The organism is Bradyrhizobium sp. CCH5-F6 (assembly GCF_001556045.1).
In the GTDB taxonomy this organism is placed as follows: domain Bacteria; phylum Pseudomonadota; class Alphaproteobacteria; order Rhizobiales; family Xanthobacteraceae; genus Bradyrhizobium.
This window is the reverse complement of sequence record NZ_LSIC01000059.1, coordinates 22,449-34,703: the sequence shown is the minus strand read 5'-3', so window position 1 is coordinate 34,703 and position 12,255 is coordinate 22,449. Positions and strand designations below refer to the sequence as shown.

General features: G+C 65.2%; 11 protein-coding genes and 1 pseudogene. 1 reads left to right on the top strand and 11 read right to left on the bottom strand.

The window, feature by feature from the left end; all coding sequences use genetic code 11:
• Positions 1-56: 56 nt before the first annotated feature.
• Positions 57-1,286, bottom strand: a complete 1,230-nt coding sequence (gene hemA / locus AX729_RS10635; protein WP_061022715.1) for a 5-aminolevulinate synthase — start codon at positions 1,284-1,286, stop codon at positions 57-59.
• A 335-nt stretch (positions 1,287-1,621) separates the two neighbouring features.
• Between hemA and aroQ the strand changes: the two genes are divergently transcribed.
• On the top strand, positions 1,622-2,053 hold the full coding sequence (aroQ, locus tag AX729_RS10625) for a type II 3-dehydroquinate dehydratase (protein WP_061022711.1): 432 nt from the start codon (positions 1,622-1,624) through the stop codon (positions 2,051-2,053).
• 43 nt (positions 2,054-2,096) lie between these two features.
• Here the strand turns inward: aroQ and AX729_RS10620 are convergent, their stop codons facing one another.
• The 10 genes and pseudogenes from AX729_RS10620 to AX729_RS10580 all read right to left on the bottom strand — a co-directional run bounded on the left by AX729_RS10620 (position 2,097) and on the right by AX729_RS10580 (position 12,089).
• The gene (locus AX729_RS10620; protein ID WP_061022709.1) at positions 2,097-3,158 is read right to left on the bottom strand and encodes an MBL fold metallo-hydrolase; all 1,062 of its coding nucleotides are present in this window, start codon (positions 3,156-3,158) and stop codon (positions 2,097-2,099) included.
• A 216-nt stretch (positions 3,159-3,374) separates the two neighbouring features.
• The gene (locus tag AX729_RS10615; RefSeq protein ID WP_061022707.1) at positions 3,375-5,519 is read right to left on the bottom strand and encodes a methyl-accepting chemotaxis protein; all 2,145 of its coding nucleotides are present in this window, start codon (positions 5,517-5,519) and stop codon (positions 3,375-3,377) included.
• A 159-nt stretch (positions 5,520-5,678) separates the two neighbouring features.
• Positions 5,679-6,404: an outer membrane protein gene (locus AX729_RS10610; RefSeq protein ID WP_061022878.1), complete on the bottom strand. Its 726-nt coding sequence runs from the start codon at positions 6,402-6,404 to the stop codon at positions 5,679-5,681.
• A 225-nt stretch (positions 6,405-6,629) separates the two neighbouring features.
• The gene (locus tag AX729_RS10605) at positions 6,630-6,950 is read right to left on the bottom strand and encodes a helix-turn-helix domain-containing protein (RefSeq protein ID WP_061022705.1); all 321 of its coding nucleotides are present in this window, start codon (positions 6,948-6,950) and stop codon (positions 6,630-6,632) included.
• A 133-nt stretch (positions 6,951-7,083) separates the two neighbouring features.
• Positions 7,084-8,019, bottom strand: a complete 936-nt coding sequence (locus AX729_RS10600) for an AEC family transporter (RefSeq protein WP_061022703.1) — start codon at positions 8,017-8,019, stop codon at positions 7,084-7,086.
• Positions 8,020-8,123: 104 nt separating this feature from the next.
• A pseudogene (locus AX729_RS41645) lies at positions 8,124-8,334 on the bottom strand (hypothetical protein).
• Complete coding sequence (locus AX729_RS40430) at positions 8,331-8,504, bottom strand: hypothetical protein (RefSeq protein ID WP_197433572.1); 174 nt, start codon at positions 8,502-8,504, stop codon at positions 8,331-8,333. Before AX729_RS40430 ends, AX729_RS41645 begins: the two are co-directional and overlap by 4 nt.
• A 156-nt stretch (positions 8,505-8,660) precedes the next feature.
• Positions 8,661-10,280 carry an ABC transporter ATP-binding protein gene (locus AX729_RS10590; protein ID WP_061022701.1) on the bottom strand — a complete coding sequence of 540 codons (1,620 nt, stop codon included), beginning with the start codon at positions 10,278-10,280 and terminating at the stop codon, positions 8,661-8,663.
• Between the two features lies 1 nt (position 10,281).
• Positions 10,282-11,121 carry an ABC transporter permease gene (locus AX729_RS10585; protein WP_061022700.1) on the bottom strand — a complete coding sequence of 280 codons (840 nt, stop codon included), beginning with the start codon at positions 11,119-11,121 and terminating at the stop codon, positions 10,282-10,284.
• The gene (locus AX729_RS10580; RefSeq protein ID WP_061022698.1) at positions 11,118-12,089 is read right to left on the bottom strand and encodes an ABC transporter permease; all 972 of its coding nucleotides are present in this window, start codon (positions 12,087-12,089) and stop codon (positions 11,118-11,120) included. Before AX729_RS10580 ends, AX729_RS10585 begins: the two co-directional genes overlap by 4 nt.
• Between the last annotated feature and the right edge of the window lie 166 nt (positions 12,090-12,255).

Sequence of the window (12,255 nt, the reverse complement as noted above, 5' to 3'; positions counted from 1 at the left end):
GCAGGTGCGGAGTCGATATTTACTTTCCCGCAAAGGGGGAGGGGGCGGAGTAAGCCCTACTCCGCCGCCATCGACTTCTCGCGCAACCGCAGGCCCAGGCGTTCCCACACCTGGAGCAGCGCCTCGGCGAGCTGATCGATCAGGCCATCGTCGTGATAGGGCGAGGGCGTGATGCGCAGACGTTCGGTGCCCTTGGCGACGGTCGGATAGTTGATCGGCTGGATGTAGATACCGTGCTCTTCGAGCAGGAGGTCGGAGGCCCGCTTGCACTTCTCGGGATCGCCGACGAACAGCGGCACGATGTGGGTGTCGCTCGACATCACCGGCAGGCCGGCCGCATTGAGGATCGCCTTGACGCGGGCGGCGCGATCCTGGTGGCGCTCGCGCTCCCAGCTCGAGGTCTTCAGGTGCTTGATCGCGGCGGTCGCGGCCGAGCAGACCGCCGGCGGCAGCGCGGTGGTGAAGATGAAGCCCGGCGCGTAAGAGCGCACGGCGTCGATGATCTGGCCATTGGCGGCGATGTAGCCGCCGAGGCAGCCGAACGCCTTGGCCAGCGTGCCTTCCAGAATGTCGATGCGATGCATGACGCCGTCACGCTCGGCGATGCCGCCGCCGCGCGGGCCGTACATGCCGACGGCGTGGACCTCGTCGACATAGGTCATCGCGCCGTACTTCTCGGCGAGATCGCAGATCCTGGCGAGCGGCGCGACGTCGCCGTCCATGGAATAGAGGCTCTCGCAGACGATCAGCTTCGGCCGATTGGGGCCGGCCGCTTTCAACAGCTCCTCCAGATGCGCAACGTCGTTGTGGCGGAACACGACGCGCTCGCAGCCGGACTGGCGGATGCCCTCGATCATCGAATTATGGTTGAGCTCGTCCGACAGGATCAGGCAGTTCGGAATGAGCTTTGCGATGGTCGGGATGCCGGTCTGGTTCGAGACATAGCCCGAGGTGAAGAGAAGCGCGGCTTCCTTGCCGTGGAGATCGGCGAGCTCGGCTTCGAGCTGGACCAGAGGATGGTGCGTGCCGGCGATGTTGCGGGTGCCGCCGGCGCCGGTGCCGACGCGCGTGGCGGTCTCCACCATGGCGCCGACCACCTTCGGGTGCTGGCCCATGCCGAGATAGTCGTTGGAGCACCAGATCACGACGTCGCGCTTGCCCTTGGGCGAGTGCCAGACCGCGTGCGGGAACCGGCCGGCCGTGCGTTCGAGGTCGGCGAAGACGCGATAGCGCCGCTCGGTGTGGAGGCGATCGAGGGCGGAATCGAAGAACTGGGCGTAATCCATCGGCGAAACCTAAGACGGAACTGACCAAGAGGGCCGCATCTTCTTAGAGCTTTTCCAGCTCCAATGTCTATGCGCTATCCCACATTTGGCCGTGAGGAGCATTTGGGCAAAATGCCCTATCGTGCGATTTGAAATTTGATCCCGATCAAGTTTGCGCAACATATGATGCTGCTTTGCAGCATGCGCGGGGTGCGGATTCTGGCCAGCCTCGGTCTTCCTTGGCGGCCCGGCAGGCGCTTCCTTGACGCTGCTGCTGGCCCGATCAATCCGATTCGCAGCGCATGCGCCATTTGCCCGGAGAGCATGCTCAACCAGGTCTTCGAAAGGACCCTTCCATGAAGCGCGTGATGATCCTCAACGGTCCCAACCTCAACATGCTCGGCATCCGCGAGCCGCACATCTACGGCACGACGACGCTCGCGGAGATCAACGCGAGCTGCGAGGACGCCGCCGCCGGGCTCGGCCTCAAGCTCGCCTTCCACCAGTCCAACCATGAAGGCGTGCTCGTCGATCTGATCCAGTCGGCGCGGCAGGACGCCGATGCCATCGTCATCAACCCGGCCGGCCTCTCCTTCACCTCGGTGTCGATCATGGACGCGATCAAGACGTTCGAGGGCCCGGTGCTGGAGGTGCATATCTCCAACATCCACGCCCGCGACGAATATCATCGCCACTCCAAGATCTCGTTCGTGGCGATGGGCGTAATCTGCGGCCTGGGCCCGTTCGGCTACATCGCGGCGCTGCATGCGATCGCGAACATGAAGTGAGGATCAACTGCCTCTCCGCCGAGCGGGAGAGGCGAAGACAAGCTCACGTCGTCCGAAACTGCAGCACGCCGTCCCTGGTCTCCGCCGTCAGCCGGCCCTCGACGATCATGTAGTTAACGTGGGCGACGAGTTCGCCAGCGGCAAAGCCCATCTGGTGCTCGTCCAGCACGTGCTTGTTGAACACGACGGGCACCAATGCGCGCGAGGTCTGCGGCATCTCGCGGCAGGCTTCCGCGATCAGGCGGCAGCGCTCCTCGTGATGGTCGGCGAGCTGCTTGATGCGGGTCTTCAATCCATAGAACGGCACGCCATGGCCGGGCAGCACCAGCAGATCATAGGGCAGGGTGGTGGTGAGGCTTGCGAGCGAAGCCAGGTATTCGCCGAGCGAGTTCTGGTCGGGCTCGACGGCCCAGACGCTGACATTGGGCGAGATCTTGCTCAGAACCTGGTCGGCGGAGAGGAACAACTTGTCGTCGGCGCAATACAGCATGACCTGGTCGAGCGCGTGGCCGCCGCCGGTGATCACCTTGAAGCGGCGCGTGCCGATCACGACCTCGTCGCCGTGCGAGATGCGGCGGTAGGACGGCGGCAGCACCGAGACGCGCTTGAGATAATCCTGGCCGCGCCCGAGCAGCTTCTCGGTCAGCGTCTCGTCCATGCCGTGGCGGCGGAAGAACAGCCGCTGCGCCTCGCGCCGTTCCTCGGTGCCGCGGTTCTGGTGATAGACCGATTGCAGATATTCGACCTGCGACATCACCAGCGGACAGTTGAAGCGCTCGACGATCCACCCGGCGAGGCCGACGTGATCGGGATGCGAGTGGGTGACGATCAGGCGCGTGATGTTGACGCCCTTCAGCGGTCCGTCGAACAGCTTTGTCCAGGCCTCGATCGTCTCCTCGTTGCCGAAGCCCGTGTCGACCATGGCATAGCCGTCGCCGTCGGCGAGCAGGTAGATGTTGACGTGGTTGAGGCGGAACGGCAGCTTCAGCCGCGCCCACAACACGCCGGGCCTGATCTCCACGATCTCTTCCGGGCCGGGGTGCTGTTCCCAGGGATAGCGAAGGGCCTCGGCCGAGGACTGTGCGGTGTCGGTTTTCGAGCTCATGTTTATGGGCTTAAACCCAGTGCGAGCGGGGCGCCAGCCGAAAAAAGATGCCTGGCGGCAACCGCATGGCCGTCATACCGGTGCGGTTTTCCGCCTCCCGGTTGAAGGTCGCAAAAAAGCGCGGTCATTCCGGGACGCGCGTGAACGAGCCCGGAAATCCCGAGATTGTGGTGCGTGATCCCGGGTTCGCCTCTGCGAGGCGCCCCGGAATGACGATCAAGCCGCCCGCATGTCGTTGAGGAACGCGTCGATTTCCCCGCGCAGCATGTCGGCCTCGCGCCGGAGCGCATCCGAGGCGCTCAGCACTTCGCCGGCCGCGGCGCCAGCTTCTGCTGACGCGGTGGAGACGCCGACGATGTTGCTCGAGACTTCGCTGGTGCCGCCGGCGGCATGCTGGATGTTGCGGGCGATTTCGCGCGTGGCGGCGCCCTGTTCCTCGACCGCGGCCGCGATCGTCGTGGTGACGTCGTTGATCTCGCCGATGATCCGGCCGATGCCCTGGATGGCGCCGACCGCGGAGGTCGTGACCTCTTGCATGCTGGCGATCTGGGTGCGGATCTCGTCTGTCGCCTTGGCGGTCTGGCTCGCCAGGCTCTTCACTTCGGAGGCAACCACCGCGAAGCCACGGCCGGCCTCGCCTGCGCGCGCCGCCTCGATGGTGGCGTTGAGCGCGAGCAGGTTGGTCTGCGAAGCGATGGTCTGGATCAGGTCGACGACGACGCTGATGCGGCTCGCGCCGTCGGCGAGGCTCTGCACCGTGGCGTCGGTGGCGCCGGCCTCGTCGACCGCCTTCTTGGCGATCTCGGCCGAGGTCACGACCTGGCGGCTGATCTCCTGGATCGAGGAGGAGAGCTGCTCGGTCCCGGCCGACACGGTCTGCACGTTGACCGAGGTTTCTTCCGCCGCGGAAGCCACCGCGTTCACCAGCGCGTTGGACTGGTCGGCGGTGTTCGACATGCTCTGCGCGGTCGATTGCATCGAGTTGGCCGACTGCGCGAGATTGTCGAGCGCGGATCGCACCGTGCTTTCGAATTCGGCGATCTTCGCTTCCATGCGCGCGGCACGCTCGGCCTTGGCGATACGGTCCTTGTCCTGCTCGCTCGTCAGGGCGCGGGTCTCGATCATGCTCTCCCGGAACACCTGCAGCGTGTTCGCCATCACCGAGATTTCGTCGTTGTGGTTCTTCGAGCGGTAGATCTCGGTTTCGAGGTCGCCGTTCGCGAGCAGTTGCATCGACTGATGCAGGGCGCCGATCCGACGCAGGATGTTGCGGCCGACATAGAGCCAGACGAACAGCGCCGAACCGACCAGCATCAACGCGCCCAGCGCCAGCATGACCGACGTCGCCAGCGAAATCTCCTGCCGCGCCTGGTAGGTCGAGGCGTTGGTCTCCTTCTGCACACCGTCGACGAGCTGCTGCACGCTGATGCCGAGGCCGACATTGAGCTTGCGGGTCTCGTCGAGGATGGTCTGGCCATAGTCGATGGAGTCGAGCTCCTTTTCGCGCAGATTGAACACGCCGGTCTTGCCGGTGCCGAGCGCGAGCAGCTTCTCCGCCGTCTCGCGCAGCATCTTGTTGCCCTGGTTGTCCGGCAACAGATCGAGGTTGGACCGCAGGCGTCCCTGTGCCGTCTTGAAATCCTTCTGGATGTCGTCGAGCTTGTCGCTCGTGTTCGCCGACAGCGCCGCGCTCATGTTCGCGGCGGCGAGATTGCCGCTGGCGACGACATTGCCGAGCTGACCGACGGTCTGCGCGGCTTCGGTTGCATCTGCGGCGGACAGGTCGGCCGAACCGAGAATGGCGTTGACGCGCGTCTGCGCGTCCAGCATCGCCGGGCTCGCCGCGCCGACGAACGCGCCCTGGGCGTTGCGAAGCGCATCGTACTGCTTGTCGTGAAGGGCTGCGATATCGAGTCGTTCGCGGGCCGCCTTCGCCAGGCTCTGAGCCGCCTCGTTGATGCTCTTCATCGTGTCGCTGAGCCCGGAGACGACGCTCTTGTCGCCGCCGAGCTCGATGATCTCGGTGAGTTTCTGCTGCGTCTGCTCCTGCAATTCCCTGAGCTTCTTGGTGCGCTCAGTCAGCGCTTCTTCGCTTTGCGCGGCAAGCAGGGCTGGCCCCTGCGCCGCGAGGCTCGCGCTCAGTGCCGACAATTGCAGGCTGGCGGAAAGGCGCGGAATGTCCCGCCCGCTCAGTTCAGTGATGCGTCCGCCGAGAGTCTGCAGCGCCAGGCCGGCGCCTGCCGCGATCACGAGACCCATGCCCGCGATCACCGCGAAGGCCGCGAACAGGCTGCCGCGCACGCCCCATTTCGGCATTCTGAAACGAGGACGGAAGCGGCCAAAGCCCAGACGGATCGCCATCGAAATTCCCCCAATGTTCTTTCTTGCTTGCGACGGCAGTATCGGCAGCACCGGTTAAAATAATTGCAATCACCAATTGATTGCGCGCGTTCCGCAGAGCGAAAAGAAAGGGCCGGCAACGAGGCCGGCCCTTCATCGCGATAAGGACTTGATAACCGATCAGTAGCGCGCGACGGCCGGGCTTGCCCAGTTGAAGCGGTAGTTGACGCCCGCCTTGAAGGTATGGTCGTCGGTGGTGAAGCTGCCGGTACCCGCCAGCGGACCGCCGGTGAAGCTCGCGTCGCCGAAATTGTAGTATTGGTACTCGGCCTTCGCCGACCAGTTCGGGGCGAACATGTATTCCAGGCCGGCTCCGACCGTGTAGCCGTTGCGGTGATCGCCAGTGATGACGAAGGCGGTCGGAACGCCGCCCACGGTTACCTTCTCGTTGTTGTCCGAATAGGCGTAGCCGCCCTTCACGTAGACCAGGCCCGGGCCCCAGGTGTAGCCGACACGGCCGGTGATCGAGCCGAGGCCGCGCTGGTCGTTGGTATAGGCGACGCCGCCCGGGAAAACCGCGCCGACGCTGCCCGAGAGCCAGGAGTACTGGCCTTCGACGCCGACCACGAAGTTCGGGGTGAACTGCCAGTCGGCACCGACCTGCACGCCGCCGAGGAAGCGGCCGTTGCCGTTGTTGCCGGTGGAGAGGCCGTTGAAATTGTTGTCGCTGGAGAACGCACCGCCCACATGGGCGCCGAGATAGAAGCCCGTCCAATTGTAGATCGGCGCGGCGTAGGCCGGCGCCGGCGTCTTGTAGTAGTTGCGGTTGCCGAGATCGGCGCCGACGGCCGGCGCAGCCGCGCCCACCACGAGCAGCGCCACGGTTGCAAACAGAATCTTCTTCATCGTCTTGAACTCCAACACGCAAGGTCCCCGGCAGGCGCGCTTTCCGCGCCGTCGTTGGTTTTGCAGATAGCTCGCTTTTGATGAAAATGCTGTCACATGCATGGCACAACGACAGCGAACCTAACTTGTTGGGACGTAAATGATTTTCGTGCTTAATGACGGCTTAAGAAATGGTGAAGGAAGGCTTAACTTCGCGCGTCTCAGGTAACTCCTGCGCGCCTCCTGTTAACCAAGACGCCGCCGCGCTTCATCGCGCATCTGCGCGCGAAAGGTCGCGCGCTTTGCCGGCCGGTCTTCCTCGCGCACGTCGTGACGATCGAAGATGTCGAACTTCTCCAGGATCGGATAGCGCTCGCTCGCCATCGCGAGCACGCGCAGGATCTTGGTCGCCTCCGGCGTCGGACCGCTGACCTCCCAGCGCCGGATGGTGTCGGCGCCACCCTTCTCCGGCAATCCGCACAGCTTCGCCATGTCGGCCGCCGTGAGCTTGCGCTCGAGGGCGTCGGAGAGGTCGTTGCGAAGCTGCTTCAGTTCGGCGCCGGTCATGCTGCTCGCGTCCAGGGAAGTCACTGACGACAAAGCACTAGCGCTGATTCGGGGCCATCCGAAGACGGCGGGCACGCGGTCCGTCACATTCGCGCGCGCACGAAATTATGAATGGAGCGGACGCCGGTGCAAGTCAGCGCGTGGCCTTCGCAAGGCCGGAAAGGACGTAGAGCGCCACCAGCAACGTCGCGACCGACAGCATCGTCGTGATCGAGACCGTGGCGGCAACCAGCTTCTCCTCGACCTTGTGCTCGTGCGCGAGGACATACACGGTCTTCGCCGTCGGCACGGCCGCGCAGACCACCGCCGCGACCGTGGAGAGAGGGTCGAGGGCCAAGGCCACACAGAGCCCGTAGACGATCAGCGGCATGACCACCAGTTTCACTGCCGCCAGCGCAAACGACGCCTTCATGTTTGATCGCAGGCCCTCGACGGACAACCCCAGCCCGATGGCAAACAGCGCGCAGGGCGTGAGCGCGGCGGCGATGATGTTCAGATAGGCCGCGACCGGCGCCGGGATCGGCAGGCCCGTCATCGCCCACACGAGCCCAATGAGGGTCGACAGCACCATCGGATTGAGCAGGATTTGCTTCGCCAGCCCCGCCGAATGCGCAGGCTCTCGCGCGTTCTTTTCCAGCAGGATGACCGTGATCGGAAACATCACGGCGGCCACGAACACCGTCGCCACGGCTGCAGGCAGAACGGCGGGCTGGCCGTAGATCGCATGCAGGATCGGCAGCGCGACGAACCCGGTGTTGGTCATCGCCGCCGCCATCCCATGGATCGTGCTGCTGGCGAGATCGTGCTTGCCACCCGCGCGGACGGCCACGAAGACCATCGCGAAGCAGATCAGCGAGCCGCCGCCGAATGCGAGCAGGAAGCGCCATTCCAGCAGGTTGCGCGCCGGCTCCTGCGCGATCGTGACGACCAGCAGCGCCGGCATCGCGACATTGTAGGCAAAGTGAACCAGGCTATCGGCAAGCGCGCGGGAGAGATAGCCGAGCTCGCCCGCGAGCCAGCCGGTGACGATGATCGCGAAGACGGGAAGAACGAGGCTGGCGACCTCCATCCGGCTCCCCCTGTGCCAGGCAGCTGGAGGTCATCCTAACTTGGCAATGCATGCTCGTCACGGTGTTCAACCGGATCACGCCGCCCGATCAGGCGCCCTTGGCCTCAGTAGCCCCTGCCGGCCTGTTGCCCGATCACGCAACGCCATCCCGCCAAGCGCTCGGCCGGATGCTGGTTCGTCCATTCGGCGCGCTGGGGCGCGCCCATCAGGCACGACTGCATCGACACGTCAGCGAAGTCCGACGTGGTGACGATCTGCTCGCGACCATTTCCCGGAAGTGGAGAGGCTGCAGAGCTCGGCAATGATCTTGATCACGCCAGGCTTCCAACGTCGCCACCAGCCGCGCGTCCGGTGGCCGCCTGGTCCTGCTGCTCGCCGGTCGGATCAGTCGGCGGAAAAATGCTGTCGTAGATCGCCCGCGCCTCCTGGATGAGGCGAACGCGCTCGCGTTCGGATTTCGAGACGAACTGAATAACCTTGCCCATATCGGCTCCAATCAATCGGCAGATCCATCATCGGATGATGGAAATCATTCCATTTGGATGTGGGATCACGGCTTCGGTTTTGCTGCTGCGTCGTCGGTCACGAGGAATAAAAAGCCCGTGACCGTTCCGGACCGGAATACCGGCCCTAAATGCCTCTCACGCCGCCGGCGCGCGCTCCTTGCGCCCCGGCACCGCCGCGAGCAGCTCGCGCGTGTAGGGGTGCTCGGGCGCGGCGAACAGCTGCGCGGTCGGCTTCAGCTCGACGATGGCGCCGCGTTGCATCACCGCGATGCGGTCGCAGATTTGCGCGGCGACACGCAAGTCATGGGTGATGAACAGCATCGAGAGGCCGAGGCGCGCCTTGAGGTCTTCGAGCAGCCTCAACACCTGCGCCTGGACCGAGACGTCCAGCGCGGAGACGGCTTCGTCTGCGACGATGATCTCCGGCTCGAGCGCGAGCGCGCGGGCAATGCCGATGCGTTGGCGCTGGCCGCCGGAGAATTCGTGCGGATAGCGTTCGAGAGCGCCGGCGTCGAGGCCCACCATCTTGAGGAGATCGCGGGCGCGGTCGAATGCAACTTTCGAGTCGATGCCGGCCGCGATCGGGCCGTCTGCGATGATGTGGCCGATCTTGCGCCGCGGATTGAGCGAGGCGAACGGATCCTGGAAGATCATCTGGATACGATGACGCTCGGCGCGCAGCGCCTTCCCGGACAGTGAGGTGAGATCGGTCTCGCCGATCCGCACGGTGCCCCGGTCGGCCTCGATCAGCCGCATCACGAGGCGCGCCACCGACGATTTGCCGGAGCCGGATTCGCCGACGAGGCCGAGCGTCTCGCCCTTGAGGATGTCGAAATTGACCGCGCGCGCCGCATCGACGCGCCGATCCTCGCGAAACCAGCCGCCCGAGGTGACATAAGTCTTGTCCAGCCCGATCACCTCGACGGCCCTGGCCCGATCGTCGAGAGGAGCGCGCGCCGGCGGATCCATCGACGGCACGGCGGCGAGCAGCGCCTTGGTGTAGTCGTGCTGCGGCGCGCTGAAGACCGTCGCGGCGGGACCTTCCTCCACGACCTTGCCGTGCCTGAGCACCACGACCTGGTCGGCGATGTCGGCGACGACGCCGAAATCATGGGTGATGAACATCACCGCCATGTTGCGGTTGCGCTGGAGGTTGCGGATCAGCTTCAGGATCTGCGCCTGCGTTGTGACGTCGAGCGCGGTCGTCGGCTCGTCCGCGACCAGCACGGCCGGCTCGAGCGCGAGGGCCATCGCGATCATGGCGCGCTGGCGCTGGCCGCCGGAGAGCTGGTGCGGATAAGCGCGCACGATGCGCTCGGGGTCGGGCAGGCCGACCTCGCGTGCCAATGCCAGCGCTCTCGCCCGCCGCTCCTTCGGCGTCAGCAGGCCGTGCGCCTCGAACATCTCCGCCATCTGGTCGCCGATCCGCATCAACGGATTGAGCGCCGTCATCGGCTCCTGAAAGATCATCGCGAGCCGGCGGCCGCGCAGATCGCGCCAGCCGTCGTCGTCGAGCTTGAGCAGGTCGCGGCCCTCGAACATGATCTCGCCGGCCGTGACGTCGACCGTATCGGGCAGGAGGCCCATCAGCGCGTGCGCGCACATCGATTTGCCGGAACCGGATTCGCCGACCACGCAGACGATCTTGCCGGCCCGCAGGTCCAGCGAGATGCCGTCGACCGCGTACGGCCGCTCGGCGCTCTTGGGCAGCGCGATCCGCAGGTTCTTGATGGAGACGGTGGCGGGGGCGGTCATGTCAGCGTCCCTCGCGCGACAGGCGCGGATTGAGCGCGTCGTTGAGGCCTTCGCCGATCAGATTGAGGCCGAGCACCGAGATCAGGATGGCGACGCCGGGAAACACGGTGATCCACCACGCCTGGCGGATCACGGTGCGGCCGGCGCCGACCATGTAGCCCCAGGAAATCAGGTTGGGATCGCCGAGGCCGAGGAACGAGAGCGAGGATTCCAGGAGGATCGCGGTGGCCACCATCAGCGAGGCCAGCACGATCACGGGCGACAGCGCGTTGGGCAGGATCTCGCGCAGGATGATCCAGCTGTTGCTCTGGCCGGTGACCACGGCGGCCTGGACGTATTCGCGCGTGCGCAGCGACAGCACCTCGCCGCGGACGAGGCGCGCCACCGGCGGCCAGCTCACCACCGCGATCGAGGCCACGATCGAATAGATCGAGGGTTGCAGGATCGCGACCAGCACGATCGCGAGCGCGAAGCTCGGAATGGTCTGGAAGAATTCGGTGAAGCGCATCAGGGCGTCGTCGACCTTGCCGCCGAAATAGCCGGCCATGGCGCCGATCGGCACGCCGACGATCAGTGCGGCCAGCGTGGAGACGAGGCCGACCAGCAGCGACACCCGTGCGCCGAAGATCATTCCGGCGAACACGTCGCGGCCGAGCGCGTCGGTGCCGAGCGGCACGGTCGAGAGCGTGAACGGCGGCAGGAACGGCCGCTGCACCATGCGCCAGGGCGAATTCGGGAACAGCATCGGTCCGAACACCGCGACGGAGATCGCGAGCAGGAGGATGACGAGCCCGATGACGCCGCTCGGGCTTTTCAGCATCGATTTCCAGAACTGTTTCATGAGGCGAATTCGATGCGCGGATCGACCAGCCGGTAGACGAGGTCGGTGATGAGGTTGAAGATGAGGACCATGGCGGAGCAGATCACGAACACGCCGAGCAGCAGATTGTAGTCCCGTTGCAGCAGCGCGTCGTACATCAGGCGCCCGATGCCGGGCCAAGCGAACACGGTCTCGGTGATGACGGCGCCGCCGATCAGCGTGCCGGAATGCACGCCGGCGAGCGTCACGACGGGCAGCAGCGCGTTGCGCAGCACGTGGCGGCGCTGGATCACGGCGTCGGAGAGACCCTTCGCGCGCGCGGTCTTGACGAAGTCGAGCCGTTTCACCTCCAGCATCGAGGCGCGCGTCATGCGGGTGTAAGTCGCCATGAAGAACAGGCCGAGCGTCATCGCCGGCATGATCAGGTGCTTTGCGACGTCGATCGCATGGGCTAGGCCGGTGAGATTGGCGCCGACCGTCTCGTAACCGAAGCTCGGCAACCAATCCATGGTGACCGAGAACAGCAGGATGCCCATCAGCGCCACCCAGAAGATCGGCATGGCGTAGAAGATCAGCGCGAACACGGTGATGGCGGTGTCGAGGAAGGTGCCGGCGAAGCGTGCGGCGAAGGTGCCGAACAGGACGCCGAGCGCGAGCGAGATCGCGAAGGCGGTCAGCGTCAACAGCAGCGTCGCCGGCAGCCGCTCGCCGATCAGCTTTGCGACCGGCGCCTGCTGGCGGAAGGAGAAGCCGAGGTCGAGCGTCACGACGCCCTTGACGTAGATGAGGAGTTGCTCGGGCAGCGGCTTGTCGAGGCCGAACTTCTCCCTGAGCTGCTTGACGAAGACCTGATCGCTGGCCCCAGCCTCGCCCGCCATCACGACCGCGGGGTCGCCGGGCGCGAGCCGGATCAGGAAAAAATTGAGAACGACGATCGCGAGCAGGACGATCACGCCCTTCACGACACGCTGAGCGACAAAGGAGAGCATCTAGAGGTTCTTATAGGGTAACGTGACCCTTGGCCACGGGAGCAGTGCGCTCCCTCGCCCCGCTTGCGGGGAGAGGGTTGGGGTGAGAGGGACTCTCCGCAAGGGCGGTGAGAATTGGACTCGTGGAGACTCCCCCTCACCCGAATATGCGCTTTGCGCATATTCG